Annotated in this window: 25 protein-coding genes, 2 rRNA genes and 2 other annotated features (1 of these 29 only partly in view); all 27 genes read left to right on the top strand. The window is 38.8% G+C overall.

The window, feature by feature from the left end; all coding sequences use genetic code 11:
- Window positions 1-1,189, top strand: a 23S ribosomal RNA gene (locus JFU20_RS14670) (it extends 1,733 nt beyond the left edge of the window).
- 50 nt (window positions 1,190-1,239) lie between these two features.
- Window positions 1,240-1,355 (top strand): 5S ribosomal RNA (rrf, locus tag JFU20_RS14665).
- A gap of 213 nt (window positions 1,356-1,568) precedes the next feature.
- Window positions 1,569-2,030, top strand: coding sequence for a transcriptional regulator CtsR (gene ctsR / locus JFU20_RS14660; RefSeq protein ID WP_002029353.1), 462 nt, complete (start codon window positions 1,569-1,571; stop codon window positions 2,028-2,030).
- Between the two features lie 169 nt (window positions 2,031-2,199).
- Window positions 2,200-2,748 (top strand): protein-arginine kinase activator protein McsA, encoded by a 549-nt coding sequence (gene mcsA / locus JFU20_RS14655; protein WP_002009823.1) that lies wholly within the window; start codon window positions 2,200-2,202, stop codon window positions 2,746-2,748.
- A gap of 4 nt (window positions 2,749-2,752) precedes the next feature.
- Window positions 2,753-3,817 carry a protein-arginine kinase McsB gene (gene mcsB, locus JFU20_RS14650; RefSeq protein WP_002167152.1) on the top strand — a complete coding sequence of 355 codons (1,065 nt, stop codon included), beginning with the start codon at window positions 2,753-2,755 and terminating at the stop codon, window positions 3,815-3,817.
- A 22-nt stretch (window positions 3,818-3,839) separates the two neighbouring features.
- The gene (gene clpC / locus JFU20_RS14645; protein WP_002009819.1) at window positions 3,840-6,275 is read left to right on the top strand and encodes an ATP-dependent protease ATP-binding subunit ClpC; all 2,436 of its coding nucleotides are present in this window, start codon (window positions 3,840-3,842) and stop codon (window positions 6,273-6,275) included.
- 94 nt (window positions 6,276-6,369) lie between these two features.
- Window positions 6,370-7,746: a DNA repair protein RadA gene (radA, locus tag JFU20_RS14640; RefSeq protein ID WP_002009817.1), complete on the top strand. Its 1,377-nt coding sequence runs from the start codon at window positions 6,370-6,372 to the stop codon at window positions 7,744-7,746.
- 3 nt (window positions 7,747-7,749) lie between these two features.
- Window positions 7,750-8,823, top strand: a complete 1,074-nt coding sequence (disA, locus tag JFU20_RS14635; RefSeq protein WP_000392162.1) for a DNA integrity scanning diadenylate cyclase DisA — start codon at window positions 7,750-7,752, stop codon at window positions 8,821-8,823.
- Window positions 8,824-8,983: 160 nt separating this feature from the next.
- The gene (locus tag JFU20_RS14630) at window positions 8,984-10,087 is read left to right on the top strand and encodes a PIN/TRAM domain-containing protein (RefSeq protein WP_002063406.1); all 1,104 of its coding nucleotides are present in this window, start codon (window positions 8,984-8,986) and stop codon (window positions 10,085-10,087) included.
- A gap of 16 nt (window positions 10,088-10,103) precedes the next feature.
- Window positions 10,104-10,784: a 2-C-methyl-D-erythritol 4-phosphate cytidylyltransferase gene (gene ispD, locus JFU20_RS14625; RefSeq protein WP_002009811.1), complete on the top strand. Its 681-nt coding sequence runs from the start codon at window positions 10,104-10,106 to the stop codon at window positions 10,782-10,784.
- Window positions 10,785-10,897: 113 nt separating this feature from the next.
- Window positions 10,898-11,374: a 2-C-methyl-D-erythritol 2,4-cyclodiphosphate synthase gene (gene ispF / locus JFU20_RS14620; protein ID WP_000488385.1), complete on the top strand. Its 477-nt coding sequence runs from the start codon at window positions 10,898-10,900 to the stop codon at window positions 11,372-11,374.
- An 89-nt stretch (window positions 11,375-11,463) separates the two neighbouring features.
- A complete protein-coding gene (gene gltX / locus JFU20_RS14615) occupies window positions 11,464-12,921 on the top strand; it encodes a glutamate--tRNA ligase (protein WP_002091496.1) in 1,458 nt (485 codons plus the stop codon).
- A gap of 47 nt (window positions 12,922-12,968) precedes the next feature.
- Window positions 12,969-13,214, top strand: a binding site (T-box leader).
- Window positions 13,215-13,351: 137 nt separating this feature from the next.
- Window positions 13,352-14,017: a serine O-acetyltransferase gene (cysE, locus tag JFU20_RS14610; RefSeq protein WP_033710333.1), complete on the top strand. Its 666-nt coding sequence runs from the start codon at window positions 13,352-13,354 to the stop codon at window positions 14,015-14,017.
- Window positions 13,998-15,395 (top strand): cysteine--tRNA ligase, encoded by a 1,398-nt coding sequence (gene cysS, locus JFU20_RS14605; RefSeq protein ID WP_002091500.1) that lies wholly within the window; start codon window positions 13,998-14,000, stop codon window positions 15,393-15,395. The genes cysE and cysS overlap by 20 nt, the downstream gene beginning before the upstream one ends.
- Window positions 15,396-15,397: 2 nt before the next feature.
- The gene (locus JFU20_RS14600) at window positions 15,398-15,805 is read left to right on the top strand and encodes a Mini-ribonuclease 3 (RefSeq protein ID WP_002009804.1); all 408 of its coding nucleotides are present in this window, start codon (window positions 15,398-15,400) and stop codon (window positions 15,803-15,805) included.
- The gene (rlmB, locus tag JFU20_RS14595; protein ID WP_002091503.1) at window positions 15,802-16,545 is read left to right on the top strand and encodes a 23S rRNA (guanosine(2251)-2'-O)-methyltransferase RlmB; all 744 of its coding nucleotides are present in this window, start codon (window positions 15,802-15,804) and stop codon (window positions 16,543-16,545) included. Before JFU20_RS14600 ends, rlmB begins: the two co-directional genes overlap by 4 nt.
- A 3-nt stretch (window positions 16,546-16,548) precedes the next feature.
- Window positions 16,549-17,061: an NYN domain-containing protein gene (locus tag JFU20_RS14590; protein WP_002009801.1), complete on the top strand. Its 513-nt coding sequence runs from the start codon at window positions 16,549-16,551 to the stop codon at window positions 17,059-17,061.
- Between the two features lie 67 nt (window positions 17,062-17,128).
- The gene (locus JFU20_RS14585; RefSeq protein WP_002009799.1) at window positions 17,129-17,788 is read left to right on the top strand and encodes an RNA polymerase factor sigma-70; all 660 of its coding nucleotides are present in this window, start codon (window positions 17,129-17,131) and stop codon (window positions 17,786-17,788) included.
- Window positions 17,789-17,916: 128 nt separating this feature from the next.
- On the top strand, window positions 17,917-18,063 hold the full coding sequence (gene rpmG / locus JFU20_RS14580; RefSeq protein WP_012260172.1) for a 50S ribosomal protein L33: 147 nt from the start codon (window positions 17,917-17,919) through the stop codon (window positions 18,061-18,063).
- 32 nt (window positions 18,064-18,095) lie between these two features.
- Complete coding sequence (gene secE, locus JFU20_RS14575) at window positions 18,096-18,275, top strand: preprotein translocase subunit SecE (protein ID WP_002009797.1); 180 nt, start codon at window positions 18,096-18,098, stop codon at window positions 18,273-18,275.
- Between the two features lie 131 nt (window positions 18,276-18,406).
- Window positions 18,407-18,940, top strand: a complete 534-nt coding sequence (nusG, locus tag JFU20_RS14570; protein ID WP_002009795.1) for a transcription termination/antitermination protein NusG — start codon at window positions 18,407-18,409, stop codon at window positions 18,938-18,940.
- 168 nt (window positions 18,941-19,108) lie between these two features.
- A complete protein-coding gene (gene rplK, locus JFU20_RS14565; protein ID WP_001085872.1) occupies window positions 19,109-19,534 on the top strand; it encodes a 50S ribosomal protein L11 in 426 nt (141 codons plus the stop codon).
- 180 nt (window positions 19,535-19,714) lie between these two features.
- The gene (gene rplA, locus JFU20_RS14560; protein ID WP_002009792.1) at window positions 19,715-20,407 is read left to right on the top strand and encodes a 50S ribosomal protein L1; all 693 of its coding nucleotides are present in this window, start codon (window positions 19,715-19,717) and stop codon (window positions 20,405-20,407) included.
- Between the two features lie 49 nt (window positions 20,408-20,456).
- Window positions 20,457-20,602 (top strand) — a sequence feature (ribosomal protein L10 leader region).
- Between the two features lie 39 nt (window positions 20,603-20,641).
- Window positions 20,642-21,142 (top strand): 50S ribosomal protein L10, encoded by a 501-nt coding sequence (gene rplJ, locus JFU20_RS14555; RefSeq protein ID WP_002009790.1) that lies wholly within the window; start codon window positions 20,642-20,644, stop codon window positions 21,140-21,142.
- Between the two features lie 67 nt (window positions 21,143-21,209).
- Window positions 21,210-21,569, top strand: coding sequence for a 50S ribosomal protein L7/L12 (gene rplL / locus JFU20_RS14550; protein ID WP_002009788.1), 360 nt, complete (start codon window positions 21,210-21,212; stop codon window positions 21,567-21,569).
- A gap of 76 nt (window positions 21,570-21,645) precedes the next feature.
- On the top strand, window positions 21,646-22,245 hold the full coding sequence (locus JFU20_RS14545) for a class I SAM-dependent methyltransferase (protein ID WP_002167156.1): 600 nt from the start codon (window positions 21,646-21,648) through the stop codon (window positions 22,243-22,245).
- 291 nt (window positions 22,246-22,536) lie between these two features.
- Complete coding sequence (gene rpoB, locus JFU20_RS14540) at window positions 22,537-26,070, top strand: DNA-directed RNA polymerase subunit beta (protein ID WP_002113316.1); 3,534 nt, start codon at window positions 22,537-22,539, stop codon at window positions 26,068-26,070.
- Window positions 26,071-26,088 lie beyond the last annotated feature (18 nt).

The raw sequence follows: 26,088 nt of genomic DNA, 5'->3' as shown, positions 1-26,088 counted from the left end.
CCCGTAACTTCGGGAGAAGGGGTGCTTTCTTAACGGAAAGCCGCAGTGAATAGGCCCAAGCGACTGTTTAGCAAAAACACAGGTCTCTGCGAAGCCGTAAGGCGAAGTATAGGGGCTGACACCTGCCCGGTGCTGGAAGGTTAAGGAGAGGGGTTAGCGTAAGCGAAGCTCTGAACTGAAGCCCCAGTAAACGGCGGCCGTAACTATAACGGTCCTAAGGTAGCGAAATTCCTTGTCGGGTAAGTTCCGACCCGCACGAAAGGTGTAACGATTTGGGCACTGTCTCAACCAGAGACTCGGTGAAATTATAGTACCTGTGAAGATGCAGGTTACCCGCGACAGGACGGAAAGACCCCGTGGAGCTTTACTGTAGCCTGATATTGAATTTTGGTACAGTTTGTACAGGATAGGCGGGAGCCATTGAAACCGGAGCGCTAGCTTCGGTGGAGGCGCTGGTGGGATACCGCCCTGACTGTATTGAAATTCTAACCTACGGGTCTCATCGACCCGGGAGACAGTGTCAGGTGGGCAGTTTGACTGGGGCGGTCGCCTCCTAAAGTGTAACGGAGGCGCCCAAAGGTTCCCTCAGAATGGTTGGAAATCATTCGTAGAGTGCAAAGGCATAAGGGAGCTTGACTGCGAGACCTACAAGTCGAGCAGGGACGAAAGTCGGGCTTAGTGATCCGGTGGTTCCGCATGGAAGGGCCATCGCTCAACGGATAAAAGCTACCCCGGGGATAACAGGCTTATCTCCCCCAAGAGTCCACATCGACGGGGAGGTTTGGCACCTCGATGTCGGCTCATCGCATCCTGGGGCTGTAGTCGGTCCCAAGGGTTGGGCTGTTCGCCCATTAAAGCGGTACGCGAGCTGGGTTCAGAACGTCGTGAGACAGTTCGGTCCCTATCCGTCGTGGGCGCAGGAAATTTGAGAGGAGCTGTCCTTAGTACGAGAGGACCGGGATGGACGCACCGCTGGTGTACCAGTTGTTCTGCCAAGGGCATAGCTGGGTAGCTATGTGCGGAAGGGATAAGTGCTGAAAGCATCTAAGCATGAAGCCCCCCTCAAGATGAGATTTCCCATAGCGTAAGCTAGTAAGATCCCTGAAAGATGATCAGGTTGATAGGTTCGAGGTGGAAGCATGGTGACATGTGGAGCTGACGAATACTAATAGATCGAGGACTTAACCATATAATATGAAGCTAATGTTATCTAGTTTTGAAGGAATATACCTTCATCAGTTTGGTGATGATGGCAGAGAGGTCACACCCGTTCCCATACCGAACACGGAAGTTAAGCTCTCTAGCGCCGATGGTAGTTGGGACCTTGTCCCTGTGAGAGTAGGACGTCGCCAAGCAAAATAAAAACACAAGTCTTTTGACTTGTGTTTTTTCGTGTTTCTTTTTACAATTCATAGTAATTTAAAAAATCTTTACTTAAAGAATCGTCCTTTTGATTAAAGACAGGGAAATGTGGCTAGGATAGTGAATAAGCAAAAGAGTTGCAAATTTTTTTAATACGTATATAATTAAAGTCAAAGATAGTCAAAGTCAATAAAGGTGGCGGATAAATGAGAAATATATCTGATATCATTGAGAAATATCTAAAGCAAGTTATTGACTTAAGCAATAATAATGCGATTGAAATCAAGAGGAATGAGGTCGCTGATCGATTCGATTGTGTGCCGTCTCAAATCAACTATGTAATCAATACCCGTTTTACGTTAGAAAGAGGATTCGTAGTAGAAAGTAAACGAGGTGGAGGAGGTTACATTCGCATTATAAAAGTCAAACTGCATGATGATATAGACATTATTGATCAAATGCTTCATATGATTGATCATAGCGTTGCACAAGGAAATGCAGAAAGCATGATTATACGTTTAATAGAAGAGGGTATTATAACAAATCGTGAAGCTAAACTTATGTTAAGCGTACTAGATCGTTCTGTATTATTAATGGATGTTCCTTCTCGAGATGAACTTAGGGCTCGAATATTATGCGCAATGTTAAGAACACTGAAATATAAATAAATATAACTTTTGTTAAGAATGATAGCTAAGATAATGCAGTTTAATATTGTAGGGATTTTGAAAGATGACATGTGCTTTTACTAAATGGATTAAGGAAAGAGAACAATCTAGTAATGTATGAAAAGTATCATGAGATAGATCGTTCCTGTTGTAAAGGTGGGGGATAGCGATGACTTGTCAAAACTGTAATATAAGACCAGCAACTTTACATTATACAAAAGTAATCAACGGAAAAAAGGCGGAAGTTCATCTTTGCGAGCAATGTGCAGAACAAAGTGGCTATACGTCTTTCTTTCAATCACCGCAGTCTAATTTTTCATTCCATGACCTATTAGCCGGATTATTGCATAGTGAACCGGCAATGTTTGAAGAAGGGCAAGATGCATTTTCAAATACAAATATATCAAGATGTCCGAATTGTAAGATGACATATGAACAATTTACAAAAGTGGGACGCTTTGGATGTGCTTCTTGTTACGATACATTTAAGGGGCATTTAAAACCGTTGTTAAAACGTCTTCACGGTGGGCATACGGATCATTGTGGAAAAATTCCTGAACGTATAGAAGGAAATATCTACTTAAAGAAAGAATTAGATGAACTAAAACTCAATCTGAAACAATATGTACAGAAAGAGGAATTTGAGAAAGCGGCTGAAGTACGAGATAAAATTCGAGGTCTTGTAAATCAGCTTAGTGAGCATAGAGAGGGGGAATAGTTCTATGTCACTGGACAGAATCATGAATGAAGCGATTAGTCCATGGATGAAGGGAGATGGCCCTGATTCTGATATTGTTTTAAGTAGTCGAATTCGTTTGGCTCGTAATTTTAAAAAATATCAATTCTCTACTATGCAAAACGAGGAAGAAGCTAAGCAGATTCATGAGTTATTTAAGAAGAAGTTTATAAAAAAAACTGTAGAACCTTTTGGGGAGTTTGAACTATTAAAAATGAATGAATTAAATCCTCTTCAAAGGAGAGTTTTAGTTGAGAAGCATTTAATTAGTCCAAATCTTGCAGGAACAGAATACGGAGCATGCCTACTATCAGAAAGTGAACATATAAGTATCATGCTTAATGAAGAGGATCATGTTAGGATTCAGTGCCTATTTTCAGGTTTACAGTTATCAGAGGCGCTTCAAAGTGCCAATCAAATAGATAATTGGATCGAGGAGCAGGTTGAATATGCTTTTGATGAATCGCTTGGATATATTACGAGTTGCCCCACTAACGTCGGTACAGGATTAAGGGCTTCGGTAATGATTCATTTGCCGGGACTGGTTTTAACGAAAAGAATTAACCGTATTATACAAGTAATTCAAAAATTAGGGTTAGTAGTAAGAGGAATATACGGTGAAGGTAGCGAAGCGTTAGGTAATATATTTCAAGTGTCAAATCAAATGACACTAGGGAAATCAGAAGAAGATATTATTGCAGATTTAAAGAGTGTCATTCAACAAATCATCCATCAAGAAAAAACGGCTAGAGAATTAATTGTACAAAATTCAAGCATTGAGCTTGAAGATAAAGTATATCGTTCTTACGGAATACTAGCTAACAGTCGTTTAATTCAATCTGCAGAAGCAGCCACTTGCTTATCAGATGTACGGCTTGGTATTGACTTAGGATATATACAAGGTATATCGAGAAATATTTTAACTGAGTTAATGGTTCTTACTCAGCCAGGCATTTTGCAACAATATGCAGGAGGACCTTTAGGACCAGAAGAAAGAGATTATCGAAGAGCAACCTTAATCCGTGAGCGATTACGAATTGAACAAAATTAAGCGCAAGTAGGAGGCGATTTCTATGATGTTTGGAAGATTTACAGAACGAGCACAGAAAGTATTAGCTTTATCTCAAGAGGAAGCAATTCGCATTGGGCATAATAATATTGGAACAGAACATATTTTACTTGGGCTTGTACGCGAAGGTGAAGGAATTGCAGCAAAAGCGTTAATTGCTCTTGGATTAAGTCCAGAGAAAGTTCAAAAAGAGGTAGAAGCATTAATTGGACGTGGAACAGAAGCTTCTCAAACAGTACATTACACACCTCGTGCTAAAAAAGTTATTGAGTTGTCTATGGACGAAGCTCGTAAGCTAGGCCATTCCTACGTTGGAACAGAACATATTTTACTTGGTTTAATCCGTGAAGGTGAAGGTGTAGCAGCACGCGTTTTAAATAATTTAGGTGTAAGCCTAAATAAAGCAAGACAACAAGTGTTACAACTCCTTGGAAGTAATGAAGCTAGTTCAGGTCACCAGGGTGGTTCATCAACAAATGCGAATACACCTACACTTGACAGTCTAGCACGTGATTTAACAGTTGTTGCACGTGAAAATCGTTTAGATCCTGTTATTGGACGTAGTAAAGAAATTCAACGTGTAATTGAAGTGTTAAGCCGTAGAACAAAAAACAATCCAGTATTAATTGGAGAACCTGGTGTAGGTAAGACAGCAATTGCGGAAGGATTAGCACAGCAAATTGTAAATAATGAAGTTCCTGAAACTTTAAGAGATAAGCGTGTTATGACATTAGATATGGGTACAGTTGTTGCTGGAACAAAATATCGTGGTGAATTTGAGGATCGTTTAAAGAAAGTGATGGATGAGATTCGCCAAGCTGGTAACATCATTCTATTTATTGATGAGCTTCATACGTTAATTGGTGCAGGCGGGGCGGAAGGTGCAATTGATGCATCGAATATTTTAAAACCATCTTTAGCACGTGGTGAATTACAATGTATTGGTGCAACAACTTTAGACGAATATCGTAAATATATTGAAAAGGATGCGGCATTAGAAAGACGTTTCCAACCAATTCATGTTGATGAACCAAACTTAGAAGAATCAGTTCAAATTTTAAAAGGTTTACGTGACCGTTATGAGGCGCATCACCGCGTATCTATTACAGATGATGCAATCGATGCAGCTGTAAAACTTTCAGATCGTTACATTACAGACCGTTTTTTACCTGATAAAGCAATCGATTTAATTGATGAGGCTGCATCAAAAGTGCGCTTACGTTCTTATACAACACCGCCAAACTTAAAAGAGCTTGAAGTGAAGCTTGAGGAAATTAGAAAAGAAAAAGATGCAGCTGTACAAAGCCAAGAATTTGAAAAAGCTGCTTCCTTACGTGATATGGAACAACGTTTACGTGAAAAGTTAGAAGATACAAAGCGTCAGTGGAAAGAGAAACAAGGACAAGAAAACTCAGAAGTAACAGTAGAAGATATTGCAAATGTCGTTTCCACATGGACACGTATTCCAGTTTCTAAACTTGCACAAACAGAGACAGATAAATTATTAAACTTGGAATCAATTTTACATGATCGTTTAATTGGGCAGGATGAAGCAGTTGTAGCTGTGGCAAAAGCTGTTCGTCGTGCGAGAGCGGGATTAAAAGATCCGAAACGTCCAATTGGCTCATTTATTTTCCTAGGACCTACTGGTGTAGGTAAAACAGAACTAGCAAGGGCATTAGCAGAATCTATGTTCGGTGATGAGGATGCAATGATCCGCATCGATATGTCTGAGTACATGGAAAAGCATTCTACTTCTCGTTTAGTTGGATCTCCTCCAGGATATGTTGGATATGAAGAAGGTGGACAATTAACAGAGAAAGTTCGTCGTAAGCCATATTCAGTTGTCTTATTAGATGAAGTAGAGAAAGCTCATCCTGATGTGTTTAATATTTTACTACAAGTATTAGAAGATGGCCGTTTAACAGATTCTAAAGGACGTACAGTTGATTTCCGTAATACAATTGTTATTATGACGTCTAATGTTGGTGCAGACGCATTAAAACGTAATAAACATCTTGGATTTAACGTACAAGATGAGAGCCGCGATTATTCAGATATGAAAGGTAAAGTAATGGATGAATTGAAAAAAGCATTTCGTCCAGAATTCTTAAACCGTATTGATGAAATTATCGTGTTCCATATGCTTGAGAAAAAACATATTCAAGAAATTGTAACTCTTATGGTGAATCAGTTAGTGAAACGCTTAAAAGAACAAGAGATTGAATTGCACTTAACAGAAGGAGCAATTTCAGCAATTGCTGATAAAGGATTTGATCGAGAGTACGGTGCTCGTCCGCTTCGTAGAGCAATTCAAAAACATGTAGAAGATAGACTATCAGAAGAACTGTTAAAAGGTGCTATTGAGAAAGGACAAAAAGTTATCTTTGATATAGAAGGAGAATCATTTGTCATTCATAGTGCGGAAAAGGTAAAATAAGTATAGACAAACAAAGAGGGCTACGCGATAGCCCTCTTTCTTGTACGAGAAGGATAAACGTTTGTAGATGAAAGTGAAGTGAACTATAAAAGATATGGCTAAAAAGAAAACAAAATTTACATGTCAAGAATGTGGTTATCAGTCGCCAAAATATATGGGGAAATGTCCTGGATGTGGTCAATGGAATACGCTTGTTGAAGAGATGGAACCAGTTGTATCATCAAGACGCCTTAATTATGCCAATGCAATTCAATCAGAAGTAACAAAACCAAGACGCTTAACAGAGGTAGAAACAAAGTCTGAGGCGCGTATTGAAACGAAATTTCAAGAGTTTAACCGTGTACTTGGTGGCGGGATTGTAGATGGATCTTTAGTACTTATTGGTGGAGACCCTGGGATTGGGAAATCAACATTGTTATTACAAATTTCATCGCAATTAGCAGATTCTTCATATGATGTACTATACATATCAGGTGAGGAGTCAGCAAAGCAGATCAAACTTCGTGCAGATCGTTTGCATGTAAAGGGTAGTAATCTATTTGTTGTAGCAGAGACTGATTTACAGAGAATTGCAGCGCACATTGAAGAGATGAATCCAGCTTTTGTTGTTATTGACTCCATTCAGACGATACATTTACCTGAAGTGACGTCAGCCCCAGGGAGTGTAACGCAAGTACGTGAATGTACAGCGGAATTAATGAAACTTGCAAAGACGAAAGGGATTCCTATTTTTATCGTCGGACATGTGACAAAAGAAGGGGCAATTGCAGGACCACGTATGCTAGAACATATGGTTGATGCAGTTCTTTACTTTGAAGGAGATCGTCACCATACATATCGTATTTTGCGAGCTGTGAAGAACCGTTTTGGTTCCACAAATGAAATGGGTATCTTTGAAATGAAGGAACTAGGTCTTGCAGAAGTACTAAATCCTTCTGAAATTTTCCTTGAGGAACGTCCAGTTGGAGTTGCAGGATCCACAGTGGTTGCTTCAATGGAAGGAACAAGACCGGTTTTAGTAGAAATACAAGCATTAATCTCCCCTACTAGTTTTGGAAATCCTCGAAGAATGGCGACGGGAATTGATCATAACCGCGTTTCACTTATTATGGCAGTGCTAGAAAAAAGAACAGGTTTATTGTTGCAAAATCAAGACGCATATTTAAAAGTTGCGGGTGGCTTGAAATTAGATGAACCAGCAATCGATTTAGCTGTCGCTTTAAGTATTGCTTCAAGTTTCAGAGATAAAGCTACTGCACCAGCCGATGCGGTAATAGGAGAAGTAGGCCTAACTGGAGAAATAAGAAGAGTATCAAGAATTGAACAACGTGTACAAGAAGCAGCGAAATTAGGATTTCAACGTGCTATTATTCCTAGAAAAAATTTGGGAGGATGGACAATTCCAGATGGGATTGAGGTAGTAGGTGTTTCTAATTTAGGAGAAGCGCTTCGTTTGACATTAGGAGGCTAGGCTATGGAGGAAAACAAGCAACGTGTCAAAAGTATGATTAATATTCTACAGCTTGTTGCCCCAGGAACACCACTACGCGAAGGGATAGATAACGTACTTCGTGCGCAAACTGGAGGGCTAATTGTTCTTGGGTATAATGAGCAGATTAAAAGTATTGTTGATGGAGGATTTCACATTAATTGTGCATTCTCACCGGCTAGTTTATATGAATTAGCAAAAATGGATGGGGCACTTATTTTAAATGAAACTGGGAGCAAAATTTTAATTGCAAATGCACAATTAGTTCCAGATCCATCCATTGATTCTATTGAAACAGGTATGCGTCACCGAACGGCAGAGCGTGTAGCAAAGCAGACGGCTAGCCTTGTTGTGGCTATTTCACAAAGACGTAACGTAATTACACTATATCAAGGGAACTTACGTTATACACTAAAAGATATAGGTGTAATTTTAACAAAGGCAAACCAAGCTATTCAAACGTTAGAAAAATATAAAGCTGTATGGAATGATGGGATTACGAATTTGGGCATTCTAGAATTTGAAGAGGTCGTTACAATGTCCGAGGTAGTTCACGTTTTACATAGTGTTGAAATGGTACTGCGTATTAAAAATGAAATAGTGAGCTACATTCATGAGTTAGGAACGGAAGGAAGGTTAATTCGTTTACAACTTACAGAATTACTAGCCGACTTAGAAGCAGAGGCAGCGTTATTAATTAAGGATTATTATCAAGAAAAAACGCAGGATCACCATCAAATTTTGAAAAAGTTACAAGATCTTGCAAATACACAGCTTTTAGAGGATAGCGATTTAGTTAAATTGCTCGGCTATCCAGGGCAAATGAGCTTAGAAGAAAGCGTGACACCGAGGGGATACCGAATCGCAAGCAAAATTTCTCGTGTTCCACCACTTATCATTGAAAATTTAATTAATCGATTTAAAACATTGCAAGGTGTTTGTCGTGCAACTATTAATGAATTGGATGATGTGGAAGGAATTGGGGAAGTTAGGGCGAAGAAAATACGAGAGGGCCTAAAAAGAATTCAAGAGCATCTCTATATGAGTAGACACAATTAAGAATATTACATTGATTCCATAATATAACGACACTAGAACATTTTTGTTATATGATATGGTATATTGGTAAATAAAACTATTTACAAAAAAACACGTCCGCTTTTGCATTCGGCGTTTTGATTAGCAAAACAATGGTTAATAATGAGTAGGAGGTGGTTGGATGTTAAAAAGGATCGTACAGCTCTTCTTTTTAGTGATCGGGGGAGCGTTAGGGATTTTTCTAATCCCAAAAGTTATTAATGTATTGGACGTTGGTGCTGTTCCTTTGCTTGAGGGATCGTACGTTCGTGCAATTATTGGTGCAATTATTTTATTTTTAACAACATTTTGGCTTGTGGATTATATTGTTCAACTTATTAAACATATCGAAGAAGCCCTTGTAAAGGCACCGGTAGCGGATGTTTTATTTGGTACATTAGGGTTGATCTCTGGTCTTATTGTTGCATATTTAATTTTGATACCAATTCGTGAATTCACGATTCCAGTCATTAGTACAGTATTACAAGTGTTCTTTACTCTTTTACTTGGTTATTTAGGATTCCAAGTAGGATTTAAAAAGAGAAATGAATTGCTAGGATTATTTACATTACCCCAGCGTGGAGGTAAGAAGAAAAACAATAGCGAGAACGAAGAGGTAGAGGTAGAAAAATCTACAACTCATTGGAAAATTCTCGATACAAGCGTAATTATTGATGGACGTATTGCGGATATTTGCCAAACGAAGTTTTTAGAAGGAACAATTGTGATTCCACAATTCGTATTAGAAGAGCTTCAGCATATTGCCGATTCTTCTGATGCTTTAAAGCGTAATCGTGGTCGCAGAGGATTAGACATTTTAAATCGTATTCAAAAAGAGCTACCAATTCCGGTGGAAATTTATGAAGGCGATTTTGAGGATATCCAAGAGGTGGATAGCAAGCTTGTAAAGTTAGCTAAAATCACTGGTGGAACTGTTGTAACAAATGATTTCAACTTAAACAAAGTTTCTGAATTACAAGGAGTAACAGTATTAAACATTAACGATTTAGCAAATGCAATTAAACCAGTCGTACTCCCTGGCGAAGAATTAAGTGTTTATGTTGTGAAAGATGGTAAAGAACAAAATCAAGGTGTGGCATATTTAGATGATGGCACGATGATTGTAGTAGAAGACGGTAGAGAATATGTCGGTTCGCAACTTAATGTACTAGTTACAAGTGTGTTGCAAACATCGGCTGGTCGTATGATTTTCGCAAAACGCAAATTATTAGAAAAAGCATTATAAGTAGAGGATTATTAATATGTATACGTTAATTATTCCAGCAGCGGGTCAAGGGAAACGGATGGGTGCTGGCAAAAACAAGTTGTTCTTACTTATAAATGGAGTACCTATCATTGTGCATACATTACGTGCTTTTGAAAAAGATAAAGCATGTAAACGTATTATCATGGCAATTAACGAAGAGGAACGCCCTTATTTTGAGGAGTTAATGCAGAAGTACCCGGTTGAAAAGCAGGTGCAATTTATTCAAGGCGGGGCCGAAAGACAAGATAGTGTGTATAATGCGCTTCAGTATGTGAGTGGTGTTGAATATGTTCTCGTACACGATGGTGCGCGCCCGTTCGTAACGAATAAGATGATGCAAGATGTATTAACTGCAGCAGAGAAATATGGTGCTTCCATTTGTGCGGTGCCAGTGAAGGATACCATTAAGAAAGTAGAACAGGGTGTTGTTGTTGAAACGGTAGAACGTTCTCAGCTTAAAGCGGTTCAAACACCGCAAGGATTTTCTGTTCCTCTTTTATTAGAAGCTCATAGAAGTGCAAAGCAAAGTTGTTTTCTTGGTACAGATGACGCAAGTCTCGTAGAACGTGTAGGGAAGAAAGTAGGCGTAGTAGAGGGGAGTTACTATAATATTAAAGTGACGACTCCAGAGGATTTACTAATTGCTGAAAGTTTCCTTCATGTTCAGAAGAAATAGAAGTGATGGTATTATAGTAAAGAAAAGCTCGGCAGTTGCCGGGCTTTTCTTTATAGAGATAGCAATATAATATAGAATTCATAAAGTAGTTTAGATTGAGGAGGATGTAAAGAATGTTTCGAATTGGACAAGGTTTTGATGTACATGAATTTGCGGAAGGTAGACCGTTAATTATCGGTGGAATTACAATTCCTCATGAAAAAGGATTAATCGGTCACTCGGATGCAGATGTATTGTTACATACGATTGCTGACGCATGTCTAGGAGCAATTGCAGCAGGAGATATTGGAAAACATTTTCCCGATACAGATCCTGCCTTCAAAGATGCGGATTCAGCTGTATTGTTACAAAAGATTTGGGAATTTGTGCGTGAACAAGGTTATGAGCTAGGGAACCTAGATTGTACAATTATTGCCCAAAAGCCAAAAATGGCACCGCATATTGAAAGCATGCGTAAACGCATTAGTGAACTATTAGAAACGTCTATTGATAATATTAATGTAAAGGCAACAACAACAGAAAAATTAGGATTTACAGGTAGAGAAGAAGGGATTGCTTCTCAAGCGGTTGTTTTATTACAGAAAAAATAGTGGTTTTTAATTCGTAAGATGGATAATCACGTTTTTTTGGTGTACAATTATAGAATGTGTTGACATTAAGATTGGAAGGTGTACCAACTATGGAAAAGCAAGTGAGAGTGCGCTATGCGCCAAGTCCAACAGGACACTTACATATCGGAAATGCGCGTACGGCATTATTTAATTATTTATTTGCTCGTCATCAAGATGGTAAGTTTATTATTCGTATTGAAGATACTGATGTGAAACGTAATGTTGCTGGTGGAGAAGAAAGCCAATTAAAATACTTGAAATGGCTCGGTATGGACTGGGATGAAGGTGTTGATGTTGGTGGTGAATTTGGACCATATCGTCAAACAGAGCGTTTAGATATTTATAAAAAATTATATAAAGATTTATTAGAGCGTGATTTAGCTTACAAATGTTATATGACAGAAGAAGAGCTAGAAGCAGAGCGTGAAGGTCAAATCGCTCGTGGTGAAACACCGCGTTATGCAGGAAACCACCGTGATTTAACTGAGGAGCAAATTAAAGGATTTGAGGCTGAAGGCCGTATTCCAAGTATTCGCTTCCGTGTGCCAGCTGATAGCGACTACACGTTTAAAGATCTCGTAAAAGATGAAGTTGCATTCCATTCAAATGATTTTGGTGATTTCGTTATCGTGAAAAAAGATGGAATTCCAACTTATAACTTTGCGGTAGCGGTAGATGATCACTTAATGGAGATTACACACGTACTTCGTGGTGATGATCATATTTCAAACACGCCAAAACAAATGATGATTTATGAAGCTTTCGGTTGGGATATCCCGAAGTTCGGTCATATGACTTTAATTGTAAACGAAAGCCGTAAAAAGCTAAGTAAGCGTGACGAATCTATTATTCAATTTATTGAGCAATATAAAGAGCTTGGATATCTTCCAGAAGCAATCTTTAACTTTATTGCATTACTAGGTTGGTCACCAGTAGGTGAAGAAGAAGTCTTCTCTCAAGATGAGTTTATCAAAATGTTTGATGCAGCTCGTTTATCAAAATCACCTGCATTATTTGATTCCCAAAAACTAAAATGGATGAACAACCAATATATGAAAAAACAAGATTTAGATACGGTTGTTGAACTAAGCTTACCGCATTTAGTGAAAGCGGGTCGCGTAGGTGAAAACTTAAGCGAACAAGAACAAGCGTGGGTTCGTGATGTAATTGCTTTATATCATGACCAAATGAGCTTTGGAGCTGAAATTGTAGAGCTTTCTGAAATGTTCTTTAAAGATCATGTTGATCATGAAGAAGAGGGACAAGAAGTATTGAAAGGTGAACAAGTACCTGAAGTACTTCGTGCATTTGCCGATCAATTAGAAGCTTTAGAAGCAATGGAGCCAGCGGCAGTTAAGGCGGCTATTAAAGCAGTTCAAAAAGAAACAGGACATAAAGGTAAAAACCTATTTATGCCAATCCGTGTTGCTACTACTGGACAAACACATGGTCCAGAGCTTCCTAACGCTATTGCTCTTCTTGGAAAAGAAAAAGTTTTAAATCGTATTCAAAAAGTAATTGGTTAACATTTTCTAGGTTTAGCAATATAATAAGTATATCTAAAATCTAATAAGGAAAAGCGACGAGAAGGAGAAGTAGAAAATCAGGCTTTTTACAGAGAGAACCACCCTTAGGCTGGAAGTGGTTTATAAGCGGATTTTTGAAATGCCCCTTCGAGTCTTCTGTTGAACAGCGAAGTATTTCGCGGAACGTCTTAGGGCGCAAAGTAAACAGAAGCGGTGTAAACCGTTATCATGGATGAGTTTGAGGCTTCTTTAGCCTAAACAGAGTGGAACCGCGCTTAAAAGGCGTCTCTGTCTATATGACAGAGGCGTCTTTTTTTTATACCATGTAAATGGTGTGAGTATAGGTTTTATCCCCTTGTATAAAGATTTAGGGGGAAGTGGGGAGTTAGTTCACTCGAAAAAAGCAGCCCATAAAGGGGAGGGAACATCGATGTTTAAGAGGCTTCGGGAAGATATTGAAGTCGTTTTTGAACAGGATCCAGCGGCAAGAAGTTATTTCGAAGTCATTTTAACTTACTCTGGATTACATGCAGTTTGGGCCCATCGAATTGCACATGCTTTTTATAAAAGGAATTTTTTCTTTATGGCACGTTGGATTTCGCAAGTTAGTCGTTTTTTTACCGGCATTGAGATTCATCCAGGAGCAACTATTGGTCGTCGTTTTTTCATTGATCATGGAATGGGGGTTGTAATTGGAGAAACGTGTGAAATTGGCGAAAACGTAACAATTTATCAAGGTGTCACATTAGGTGGTACAGGTAAAGAAAAAGGAAAGAGGCACCCTACAATTCAGGATAATGTATTAATTGCAACAGGTGCTAAAGTACTAGGTTCTATTACTATTGGAGAGAATTCTAAAATTGGAGCAGGATCTGTCGTGTTAAAGGAAGTTCCTGCGCATTCTACAGTTGTAGGTATACCTGGCCGAGTCGTTATTCAAAATGGAGTAAAGATTGGTCAAGAATTAAATCATTCTGATCTTCCGGATCCGATTTTTGATAAATTAAAGGTTATGGAAGTAGAACTTGATAAATTGAGAAAGCAACTTGAAGTAAAGGTAGAAAGGAAGGGCAAAAATGACTATTCACATTTATAATACGTTAACGCGTCAAAAAGAAGAGTTTATGCCATTAGAAGAAAATAAGGTAAAGATGTATGTGTGCGGACCTACAGTGTATAACTACATTCACATTGGGAATGCAAGACCACCTATGGTGTTTGATACAGTACGCCGTTACTTAGAATATAAAGGATATGATGTGCAGTATGTATCTAACTTTACTGACGTGGATGATAAATTAATTAAGGCGGCAAACGAATTAGGTGAAGATGTGCCAACAATTGCAGATCGTTTTGTTGAAGCTTACTTTGAAGATGTAACGGCACTAGGTTGCAAACATGCAACGGTTCATCCACGTGTAACGGAAAATATGGATATCATTATTGAATTTATTCAAGAACTTGTGAATAAAGGGTATGCATATGAATCAGAAGGTGATGTGTACTTTAAAACGAAAGAATTCGAAGGTTACGGTAAATTATCACATCAACCGATTGCAGACTTACGTCACGGTGCACGTATTGAAGTAGGAGAAAAGAAACAAGACCCTCTTGATTTTGCTTTATGGAAAGCTGCGAAAGAAGGAGAAATCTTCTGGGAAAGCCCTTGGGGGAAAGGACGCCCAGGGTGGCATATTGAATGCTCAGCAATGGCGCGTAAATATTTAGGGGATACAATTGATATTCATGCTGGTGGTCAAGATTTAGCATTTCCTCATCATGAAAATGAAATTGCGCAGTCTGAGGCGTTGACAGGAAAAACATTTGCACGTTATTGGATGCATAACGGATATATTAATATTAATAACGAGAAGATGTCTAAGTCGCTTGGAAACTTCATTTTAGTTCACGATATCATTAAACAATATGATCCACAGTTAATCAGGTTCTTTATGCTATCGGTACATTACCGTCACCCAATTAACTTTAGCGAGGATTTATTGCAAAGTACTAATAATGGACTAGAAAGAATTAAAACAGCTTACGGTAACTTAAAGCATCGTATGGAAAGTAGTACGGATTTAACGGACCATAATGAAAAATGGTTAGCTGAAATGGAAAAGTTCCAGGTTGCATTCGAAGAAGCGATGGATGATGATTTCAATACGGCTAATGCGATTACTGAATTATATAACGTAGCAAATCACGCAAATCAATATTTGTTAGAAGAACATACTTCTAAAGTTGTAATTGAAGCGTATGTAAAACAACTTGAAACATTATTTAGTATTTTAGGATTAGAATTAGCACAAGAAGAGTTGCTTGATGAAGAAATTGAAGCACTAATCCAAAAGCGTATTGAAGCTCGTCAAAATCGTGACTTCGCACTATCTGATCAAATTCGCGATGATTTAAAAGGACGTAATATTATTTTAGAAGATACCGCTCAAGGTACAAGATGGAAAAGAGGATAAGAATGATTGATGCAAAGCAATTGAACAGCTTAGCTTTAGCATATATGGGTGATGCGGTATACGAGCAATATATCCGCTATCACCTCCTTCAAAAGGGGACAGTTCGCCCTAATCAATTACATCGCTTAGGGACGGGCTTTGTTTCGGCAAAAGCACAGGCGAAAGTTGTTTATCATTTATTAGAAACGGCATTTTTGACAGAAGAGGAAGAGGCGGTATTAAGAAGAGGGCGTAATGCGAATTCGGGTACTGTTCCAAAAAATACAGATGTACAAACATATCGACACAGTACAGCCTTTGAAGCACTAATCGGTTATCATCACTTGTTGAATAATCGTGAAAGATTGGACGAGATTGTATATAAGGCGATTGACGTTTTGGAAGAAAAGGAAGGGAGCACATCATCATGAGTAGTGAATATATTATCGGACGTAACCCTGTAATTGAAGCTTTAAGAGCGGGGAGAGATATTAATAAAATTTTGGTAGCGGAAGGTGCTGCCAAAGGACAAGTGCAAATTGTACTAGCATTAGCAAAAGAGAATAAGGTTATTTTGCAACACGCACCAAAGAAGAAATTAGATCAATTGGTTGAGGGTAATCATCAAGGTGTAATTGCTCAAGTAGCTGCATATCAATATGCTGAGTTAGAGGATTTGTTTAAATTAGCAGAAAAACGCAATGAAGATCCGTTCTTCTTAATTTTAGATGAAATTGAAGACCCGCATAACTTAGGCTCTATTATGCGTACTGCGGATGCAACAGGGGCTCATGGGGTTATTATTCCAAAAAGAAGAGCTGTGGGGCTTACAGCGTCAGTTGCGAAAGCGTCGACTGGGGCAATTGAATATATTCCTGTTGCACGTGTAACAAATTTATCGCGTACAATTGATGAATTAAAAGAACGTGGACTTTGGATTGCTGGTACAGATGCCAAAGGGAAAACAGATTACCGTAATTTAGATGGTAATATGCCAATCGGACTAGTAATTGGTAGTGAAGGAAAAGGTATGAGTCGTATTATTGGTGAAAAGTGTGATTTCCTAATTACTTTACCGATGGTCGGTAAAGTTACATCCTTAAATGCTTCAGTAGCCGCAAGTTTGTTAATGTATGAGGTATATCGTAAACGTCACGAAATTGGTAAATAAAAAATGAACGATATTTTAATCGTTGACGGTTACAACATTATCGGGGCTTGGGGAGACTTGAAGAAACTGCGGGATGTAGATTTACAGTCATCAAGAGACGCACTTATTGATAAGATGGCGGATTATCAAGGGTATACAGGCACAAAGGTAATGATTGTCTTTGATGCCTATACAGTCTATGGTATTGAAAAAAAGATGAAACAATCACGGGTGGAAGTAATATTCACGAGAAAAAATCAAACTGCAGATGAAAAGATAGAACAACTTGCGATTGAGCTTAGAAATATAAATACACAAATATACGTTGCAACTTCGGATTATACGGAGCAGTGGATTATATTTGCGCAAGGTGCACTTCGAAAATCTGCGCGTGAATTAGAGTTAGAAGTGCAAGCGATGGAACAACAAGTAAGAAGGTGTACAAAAGACACGAAAGAAAAGCAACCCGCCATGCGAAAGATATTTAGTGAAGATATTACAGAAAAATTAGAAAAATTAAGAAGAGGAGAGCGTTGAAGCATTGACGCTCTTTATCTTTTTACTGTATAATATTGCTAAATATATAGCGGTCGGAGGGATCAGGGTGGAAGCAGGCTTCGTAAGTGTAGGCGACGTTACATTTCGTGATTTAGAGGATGAGGCAATCGTTGAGTTAGTTCGAAAAGGTAATACTGACGCTCTAGAATATTTAATTCACAAATATAAGAACTTTGTTCGCGCGAAATCAAGATCTTATTTCTTAGTGGGTGCCGATCGAGAAGATATTGTTCAAGAAGGCATGATTGGATTGTTTAAAGCTATTCGTGATTATAAAGGGGACAAGCTGTCTTCGTTCAAAGCATTTGCTGAACTGTGTATCACTCGACAAATTATTACCGCTATTAAAACGGCAACAAGGCAAAAACATATTCCGTTAAATTCGTATGTGTCTTTAGATAAGCCAATTTACGATGAGGAATCTGATCGAACATTATTAGATGTTATTTCGGAATCGAAAGTAACTGATCCAGAAGAGATGATTATAAGTCAGGAAGAATATACAGACATAGAATCTAAAATATCTGAATTATTAAGCGATTTAGAAAGAAAAGTGCTCTCTTTATACTTAGATGGTCGTTCCTATCAAGAAATTTCAGAACAGTTAAACAGGCACGTGAAATCTATTGATAACGCATTACAGCGTGTAAAAAGGAAATTAGAAAGATATATGGAGATGAGAGAGAGCACAACTTTAAATTCATAGCAAGTGCCGCAGGTGTAAAATAATTCACCTGTTTTCTTTTTGTTAAGAGAGTGAAAGTCATGACATTGACATTGTCTTTTGTTGTATGATACATTTTTAGGGACAATGTTACAAGGTTGGTGTAACTAATGAGGAAAAAAGTTGTACTCTCATGTGAAGAGTGTAAAAATCGAAACTACTCTACGATGAAAGATACGAGCTCAGTAGAGCGACTTGAGATAAAGAAGTTTTGTAAAACATGCAATAAGCATACAGTTCACAAAGAAACAAAATAAATAATTGAAATAATAAACTGGAGGTCCCGTAGATGCGTTTAACGAACTTTTTCGGCGATGTAGGTCGCGAAATGAAAAAAGTAAGTTGGCCTAAAAAAGATGAATTACTCCGATCAACAACGACTGTTATCGCGACAGTTGTGTTCTTTGCGATTTTCTTCGCAGTGGTTGATATGGGCATTTCTTCTTTAATTCGGTTAATTCTTGGTTAATTCTTGAATAAGAAGCACTTATCCATGATATAATGTTATTTATAAGAACTGTGTAAAAGCCCGGTGAACGGGTTTTTTCATTTGCGCAAAAAAATGTACGTCAGGGAGGGAAGGACGCTCGTCCTAAATGAATGGAAAAAAGTTGGTATGTTGTCCATACTTATTCTGGATATGAAAATAAAGTAAAAGCAAACCTAGAGAAACGTGTAGAATCAATGGGTATGCAAGATAAAATTTTCCGTGTTGTTGTCCCGGAAGAAGTAGAAGTAGAAATGAAAAATGGTAAAGAAAAAATAACGAAAAGAAAAGTGTTCCCAGGTTACGTATTAGTAGAACTAATCATGACTGATGATTCTTGGTATGTTGTTCGTAATACGCCAGGTGTAACAGGCTTTGTCGGTTCTTCTGGTTCAGGATCTAAACCATCGCCTCTATTAGAAGAGGAAGTTGTTACCATCATGAAGCATATGGGAATGGACAATGAAGTGGTTGATTTCGAATTTGAACTTCATGAAACAGTGCGTGTAAATGAGGGGCCATTCGCGGATTATACAGGTGCGATTGAAGAAATTGATGTGGAAAAGAAAAAAGTTAGCGTGCTTGTAGACATGTTCGGTCGCGAGACTCCGGTTGAACTTGATTTCCATCAAATTGAAAAATTATAAAATGAAACTTGAAATGAATTGTAAAAAGTGATAATATCTTTTAAGTCAGTACGTCTTCGGTAACGGAGACGTTTTTTGAAAAAGATTTTATCATTATGATAAAATATGAAGTGGGAGGGCAAATCACTGCCCAATTGACCACATCACGGACTTAAGGAGGTGTGTCTCGTGGCTAAAAAGGTAATTAAAATGGTAAAACTTCAGATTCCTGCAGGTAAAGCTAATCCAGCTCCGCCGGTTGGTCCAGCATTAGGACAAGCAGGTGTTAACATCATGGGCTTCTGTAAAGAGTTTAACGCTCGTACAGCTGATCAAGCTGGTCTTATCATCCCTGTTGAAATTACGGTATTTGAGGACCGTTCATTCACTTTCATTACTAAAACTCCTCCTGCTGCTGTTCTTCTTAAGAAAGTAGCTGGTATTGAGTCTGGTTCTGGTGAACCAAATCGTAATAAAGTGGCAACTGTTAAGCGTGATAAAGTACGCGAAATCGCTGAAACTAAAATGCCTGACCTAAACGCTGCTAGCGTAGAAGCTGCAATGCGTATGGTTGAAGGTACTGCGCGCAGTATGGGCATCGTTATCGAAGACTAATTCGATTTGTTTTTTGTAAAAAAGGTTGCGGGTCTGGAATTCCAATTCGCAACCTTTATTATCGTAAATGATCATCATTTTTAAATAAATGGATGGGCGCACATCCTCGGGGGTTCCCGGAATGAAGGCGTAAACGTGGGAGGTTATTCCGCTAAAACCACATTCAAGGAGGAAACAAACATGGCTAAAAGAGGTAAAAAGTACGTTGAAGCTGCGAAGCTTGTTGATCGTGCATCTGCTTACTCTGCAACAGAAGCAGTAGAATTAGTAAAGAAAACAAACACAGCTAAATTTGATGCAACTGTAGAAGCTGCATTCCGTTTAGGTGTTGACCCTAAGAAAGCTGACCAACAAATTCGTGGTGCAGTTGTTCTTCCGCACGGTACTGGTAAAGTACAACGTGTATTAGTATTCGCTAAAGGCGAAAAAGCAAAAGAAGCTGAAGCTGCTGGCGCTGAATTCGTAGGCGATGCTGATTACATCGGTAAAATCCAAAAAGGTTGGTTTGATTTCGATGTAGTAGTAGCAACTCCTGATATGATGGGTGAAGTTGGTAAACTTGGTCGTGTATTAGGACCTAAAGGTTTAATGCCAAACCCTAAAACTGGAACAGTTACTTTCGATGTAACTAAAGCTGTTAACGAAATCAAAGCTGGTAAAGTTGAATACCGCGTTGATAAAGCTGGTAACATCCACGTTCCAATCGGTAAAGTATCTTTCGAAGATGCTAAATTAGTAGAAAACTTCAAAACAATTGCTGACACGCTACAAAAAGCTAAGCCAGCTGCTGCAAAAGGTACTTACATGAAGAACGCAACTGTTGCTTCTACAATGGGACCTGGCGTACGCGTAGACGTTTCTACACTTGCGTAAAAATTGGAAGTTGACTTCATAAAGAAGTTTTAATATAATCATTTATGTTGTGAATTTTAATAGTGTACCGTAGACAGTAGGAGTCGATTCGACTTAATTTCCTACCTAGGTGTTAATATACGAAGCGGAATCTTTTTTCTGTGACTATATGCCTCCATGTCTACAAGTTGGGCATGGAGGTTTTTAGTGCACTTTCGGTACATCTTCTATATAATCTACAGGAGGTGTAATAACATGAGCAAAGTAATCGAAACTAAACAACAAGTTGTAACTGAAATCGCTGAAAAACTTCGCGCGAGTAAATCTACAATTGTTGTTGACTACCGTGGTTTAACAGTTTCTGAAGCAACAGAATTACGTAAAAACTTACGTGAAGCTGGCGTTGAGTTCAAAGTTTACAAAAACTCTTTAACTCGTCGTGCTGCAGAGTCTGCTGAAATGGCTGAGTTAAACGAATTCTTAACAGGACCAAACGCAATCGCGTTCAGTAACGAGGATGTAGTTGCTCCTGCGAAAGTATTAAACGACTTCGCTAAAAATCATGAAGCTTTAGAAATTAAAGCGGGCGTAATCGAAGGTAAACTTGTAACACTTGATGAGGTTAAAGCTATCGCTACTCTTCCATCACGTGAAGGCTTACTTTCTATGCTTCTTAGCGTTCTTCAAGCTCCAATCCGTAACCTTGCACTTGCTACTAAAGCAGTTGCAGATCAAAAGGAAGAGCAAGGCGCTTAATTTTTTAAAAGATAATTACTTGTTATCTATAAAACAATACAAACCTATTTAAGGGAGGATATTTACAATGACTAAAGAACAAATCATTGAAGCAGTTAAATCTATGACTGTATTAGAACTTAACGACTTAGTAAAAGCTATCGAGGAAGAATTCGGCGTAACTGCTGCTGCTCCTGTAGCTGTAGCTGGTGGCGCTGGTGAAGCTGCTGCTGAGCAAACTGAATTTGACGTAGTACTTGCAAGTGCTGGCGCTCAAAAAATCAAAGTTATCAAAGCTGTACGTGAAATCACTGGTCTTGGCTTAAAAGAAGCTAAAGAATTAGTTGACAACACTCCAAAAGCAATCAAAGAAGGCGTTACTAAAGAGGAAGCTGAAGAAATGAAAGCTAAACTTGAAGAAGTTGGCGCTGCTGTAGAAGTTAAGTAATTAACTTTTGGTGCTTTAAAAAAAGCTCGCTCTTATGCGAGCTTTTTTTTTAACTGTAAAGAAAAGAGGTGGCCATATGGCAGACCATTATTTTTCTAATGACCCTTCTAGTAAAAGTGATCGTAAACGATGGGAAGTTACACTTCGTGAATCTCGATTTACTTTTTTATCTGACCATGGGGTGTTCTCGAAAAACGAAGTGGACTTTGGTTCTCGTCTTTTAATTGAAGCGTTTCAAATGCCAGATGTTAAAGGTAATGTGTTAGACGTAGGATGTGGGTACGGTCCAATCGGTTTGTCGTTAGCGAAAGAGTTTCAAAATCGTGAAATTCACATGGTGGATGTGAATGAAAGGGCCTTGGGACTTGCAAAAGAAAATGCCGTTAATAACAGAATTGAAAATATACGTATTTTGCAAAGTAGTGTCTATGAAAATGTAGATGGCAAGTATGCTGTTATTCTATCTAATCCTCCAATTCGTGCTGGTAAAGATATCGTGCATGAGATTTTAGAAAAGGCTGTGGAGTATTTAGTTTCAGGTGGAGAATTGTGGATTGTTATTCAAAAGAAACAAGGTGCGCCATCTGCGATGAAAAAACTAGAAGAAGTATTTTCTGAAGTTGAAGTTGTAGAAAAGAAAAAAGGATATTATATCATAAAATCAAAAAAGCGTTGACGGTTATTTTTGGCTATGTTAACATTATACAATGCCAATATATGATTTTCTGCGTTGAGAAAGATGTATATTTTTGCTTCTCTTGGAAAAGATAGTAAAATCAGCAGATTATGAAACAGAATGATGGTTTTCTTATAGAAGCCATTTTTCTTTTTTGAGCAGGTAGAAAGACTCAACGTATCTATCTTTAAGAGAAAAAAACTACGCTAATAGCAGTAGTTGTATTTATTTGTGATTTTGCACAAATTTTTTTGTGCATTTATAATACTCATGATTTGAGGGGTGAAGCAGTTGACAGGTCAACTAGTTCAATACGGACGCCACCGCCAACGAAGAAGTTATGCCCGTATTAGTGAAGTATTAGAGTTACCAAATCTTATCGAAATTCAAACCTCTTCTTATCAGTGGTTTCTTGATGAGGGTTTGCGAGAAATGTTCCAAGACATTTCTCCGATCGAAGACTTTACGGGAAATCTATCGCTTGAATTTATCGACTACAGCTTGGGTGAACCTAAATACTCTGTAGAAGAATGCAAAGAGCGTGATGTGACGTATGCAGCACCACTTCGTGTAAAAGTGCGTCTAATCAACAAGGAAACTGGTGAAGTAAAAGAACAAGATGTGTTCATGGGAGATTTCCCACTCATGACAGAGACTGGAACATTCGTAATTAACGGTGCAGAACGTGTTATCGTTTCCCAGTTAGTTCGCTCTCCAAGCGTATACTATAGTGGCAAAGTGGATAAAAACGGAAAACGTGGTTTTACTGCTACTGTAATTCCAAACCGCGGAGCTTGGTTAGAGTATGAAACAGATGCTAAGGATGTTGTATATGTGCGTATTGACCGTACGCGTAAACTTCCTGTAACTGTTTTGTTACGCGCATTAGGGTTTGGCTCTGATCAAGAAATCACCGAGCTTTTAGGTGATAACGAATACTTAAGCAATACGTTAGAAAAAGACAACACAGATAGCACAGAGAAAGCATTGCTTGAAATTTATGAGCGTCTACGCCCTGGTGAACCACCAACAGTAGAAAATGCAAAGAGCTTACTTGTGTCTCGTTTCTTTGATCCAAAGCGCTACGATTTAGCAAATGTAGGTCGCTATAAGATCAACAAAAAGCTACACATTAAAAACAGATTGTTTAACCAACGTTTAGCTGAAACACTGGTGGATCCAGAAACTGGTGAAATTTTAGCGGCAGAAGGAACAGTCTTAGATCGTCGTACACTGGATCGCATTCTACCTTACTTAGAGAAAAACATTGGATTCAAAACAGCGAAACCAATGGGTGGAGTGGTAGCAGGCGATGTTGAGCTGCAATCTATTAAGATTTATGCTCCAGAATCAGAAGGCGAACGATCTATAAACGTAATTGGGAATGCAAATATTACTCGTGATATAAAACACATCACACCAGGTGATATTCTTGCTTCTATTAGCTACTTCTTTAACTTGCTATATAAAGTAGGGGATACAGATGATATTGACCACTTAGGAAATCGTCGTCTGCGTTCTGTAGGAGAGTTACTACAAAACCAATTCCGTATCGGTCTTTCTCGTATGGAACGTGTTGTTCGTGAGAGAATGTCGATTCAAGATACAAATGCAATTACACCACAAGCGTTAATTAACATTCGCCCGGTTATTGCATCTATTAAAGAGTTCTTCGGAAGTTCTCAGTTATCTCAGTTCATGGATCAAACAAACCCATTAGCAGAGTTAACTCACAAACGAAGACTATCTGCATTAGGACCCGGTGGTTTAACGCGTGAGCGCGCAGGCTTTGAAGTACGTGACGTTCACTACTCTCACTATGGTCGTATGTGTCCAATTGAAACGCCAGAGGGACCAAACATCGGTTTGATTAACTCATTATCTTCGTTTGCGAAAGTAAATGAGTTTGGTTTCATTGAAACGCCATACCGTCGTGTTGACCCAGAAACTGGTCTTGTAACAGGGCAGGTTGATTATTTAACAGCAGATGAAGAAGATAACTATGTTGTAGCCCAAGCGAATATGAAATTATCTGAAGTAGGGGAATTCCTTGATGAAGATATCGTAGCTCGTTTCCGTGGTGAAAACATTGTCACAAATAAAGAACGCATCGACTACATGGATGTATCTCCAAAACAAGTAGTGTCGGCAGCGACAGCTTGTATTCCGTTCTTAGAAAACGATGACTCTAACCGCGCACTTATGGGAGCGAACATGCAACGTCAGGCGGTTCCGTTAATAAATCCGGAATCTCCGATCGTAGGTACAGGTATGGAGTACGTATCAGCAAAAGACTCAGGTGCTGCAGTAATCTGTAAACAGCCTGGTGTTGTTGAGCGCGTAGAAGCACGTGAAGTTTGGGTACGTCGCTATGTAGACGTTGACGGTCAAACAGTAAAAGGCGACTTAGATCGCTACAAAATGCAAAAATTCATTCGTTCTAACCAAGGAACTTGCTACAACCAACGTCCAATCGTAAGTGTTGGAGACCAAGTTGTAAAAGGTGAAATCCTTGCGGATGGTCCTTCTATGGAACTAGGTGAACTGGCGCTTGGACGTAACGTGCTTGTTGGCTTTATGACATGGGACGGTTATAACTATGAGGATGCGATCATCATGAGTGAGCGCCTTGTAAAAGATGATGTGTACACTTCTATCCATATTGAAGAATATGAATCAGAAGCTCGTGATACGAAGCTTGGACCAGAAGAAATTACACGTGATATCCCGAATGTTGGAGAAGATGCACTTCGTAATCTTGACGAGCGCGGTATTATTCGCGTCGGTGCTGAAGTAAAAGATGGAGATCTACTTGTTGGTAAAGTAACGCCAAAAGGTGTAACAGAATTAACGGCAGAAGAACGTCTATTACATGCAATCTTCGGTGAAAAAGCACGTGAAGTACGTGATACATCACTACGTGTACCACACGGTGGTGGCGGTATTATCTTAGACGTAAAAGTGTTTAACCGTGAAGATGGCGATGAATTGCCACCAGGCGTGAATCAACTTGTACGTGCGTATATCGTTCAAAAGCGTAAAATTTCTGAAGGTGACAAAATGGCCGGTCGTCATGGTAACAAAGGTGTTATCTCCCGTATTTTACCGGAAGAAGATATGCCTTACTTACCAGATGGTACGCCAATCGATATCATGTTAAACCCATTAGGGGTACCATCTCGTATGAATATCGGTCAGGTATTAGAGCTTCATCTTGGTATGGCAGCAAGATACCTTGGTATTCACATTGCAACACCGGTATTCGATGGTGCTCGTGAGGAAGATGTATGGGGCACAATTGAAGAAGCTGGTATGGCAAATGACGCGAAAACAATCCTGTATGACGGACGTACTGGTGAGCCATTCGATAACCGTGTATCTGTTGGTGTCATGTATATGATCAAACTTGCGCACATGGTTGACGATAAACTTCATGCTCGTTCTACTGGACCATACTCACTTGTAACGCAGCAACCTCTTGGAGGTAAAGCTCAGTTCGGTGGACAGCGTTTCGGTGAGATGGAGGTTTGGGCACTTGAAGCTTATGGTGCTGCTTATACTCTTCAAGAAATCTTAACAGTGAAGTCTGATGATGTTATTGGACGTGTTAAGACGTATGAAGCAATTGTTAAAGGTGAAAATGTTCCAGAACCAGGCGTTCCTGAATCATTCAAAGTATTGATTAAAGAACTGCAAAGTTTAGGTATGGACGTTAAAATGATGTCTATCAACGATACAGAAATTGAAATGCGTGATACGGAAGATGACGATGATCATCAATCAGCAGATAAATTGAATGTTGAAGTTGAGACAACTAAGGAATAATTGGGATAACCTGTAGAC

Source organism: Bacillus sp. TH30 (assembly GCF_016650875.1).
GTDB lineage: Bacteria > Bacillota > Bacilli > Bacillales > Bacillaceae_G > Bacillus_A > Bacillus_A mycoides.
Note: the sequence above shows the minus strand (reverse complement) of the source record. Positions and strands in the feature narration are given on the sequence as shown.

Coding starts and splice junctions, on each gene's coding strand:
- gltX (WP_002091496.1), top strand. CDS start 11,464: ATGGAAAAGCAAGTGAGAGTGCGCTATGCGCCAAGTCCAACAGGACAC.
- mcsB (WP_002167152.1), top strand. CDS start 2,753: ATGTCACTGGACAGAATCATGAATGAAGCGATTAGTCCATGGATGAAG.
- secE (WP_002009797.1), top strand. CDS start 18,096: ATGCGTTTAACGAACTTTTTCGGCGATGTAGGTCGCGAAATGAAAAAA.
- radA (WP_002009817.1), top strand. CDS start 6,370: ATGGCTAAAAAGAAAACAAAATTTACATGTCAAGAATGTGGTTATCAG.
- nusG (WP_002009795.1), top strand. CDS start 18,407: ATGGAAAAAAGTTGGTATGTTGTCCATACTTATTCTGGATATGAAAAT.
- ctsR (WP_002029353.1), top strand. CDS start 1,569: ATGAGAAATATATCTGATATCATTGAGAAATATCTAAAGCAAGTTATT.
- mcsA (WP_002009823.1), top strand. CDS start 2,200: ATGACTTGTCAAAACTGTAATATAAGACCAGCAACTTTACATTATACA.
- disA (WP_000392162.1), top strand. CDS start 7,750: ATGGAGGAAAACAAGCAACGTGTCAAAAGTATGATTAATATTCTACAG.
- rpmG (WP_012260172.1), top strand. CDS start 17,917: ATGAGGAAAAAAGTTGTACTCTCATGTGAAGAGTGTAAAAATCGAAAC.
- rplL (WP_002009788.1), top strand. CDS start 21,210: ATGACTAAAGAACAAATCATTGAAGCAGTTAAATCTATGACTGTATTA.
- rplJ (WP_002009790.1), top strand. CDS start 20,642: ATGAGCAAAGTAATCGAAACTAAACAACAAGTTGTAACTGAAATCGCT.
- JFU20_RS14600 (WP_002009804.1), top strand. CDS start 15,398: ATGATTGATGCAAAGCAATTGAACAGCTTAGCTTTAGCATATATGGGT.
- rlmB (WP_002091503.1), top strand. CDS start 15,802: ATGAGTAGTGAATATATTATCGGACGTAACCCTGTAATTGAAGCTTTA.
- rplA (WP_002009792.1), top strand. CDS start 19,715: ATGGCTAAAAGAGGTAAAAAGTACGTTGAAGCTGCGAAGCTTGTTGAT.
- JFU20_RS14545 (WP_002167156.1), top strand. CDS start 21,646: ATGGCAGACCATTATTTTTCTAATGACCCTTCTAGTAAAAGTGATCGT.
- ispD (WP_002009811.1), top strand. CDS start 10,104: ATGTATACGTTAATTATTCCAGCAGCGGGTCAAGGGAAACGGATGGGT.
- JFU20_RS14630 (WP_002063406.1), top strand. CDS start 8,984: ATGTTAAAAAGGATCGTACAGCTCTTCTTTTTAGTGATCGGGGGAGCG.
- JFU20_RS14590 (WP_002009801.1), top strand. CDS start 16,549: ATGAACGATATTTTAATCGTTGACGGTTACAACATTATCGGGGCTTGG.
- cysS (WP_002091500.1), top strand. CDS start 13,998: ATGACTATTCACATTTATAATACGTTAACGCGTCAAAAAGAAGAGTTT.
- ispF (WP_000488385.1), top strand. CDS start 10,898: ATGTTTCGAATTGGACAAGGTTTTGATGTACATGAATTTGCGGAAGGT.
- clpC (WP_002009819.1), top strand. CDS start 3,840: ATGATGTTTGGAAGATTTACAGAACGAGCACAGAAAGTATTAGCTTTA.
- cysE (WP_033710333.1), top strand. CDS start 13,352: ATGTTTAAGAGGCTTCGGGAAGATATTGAAGTCGTTTTTGAACAGGAT.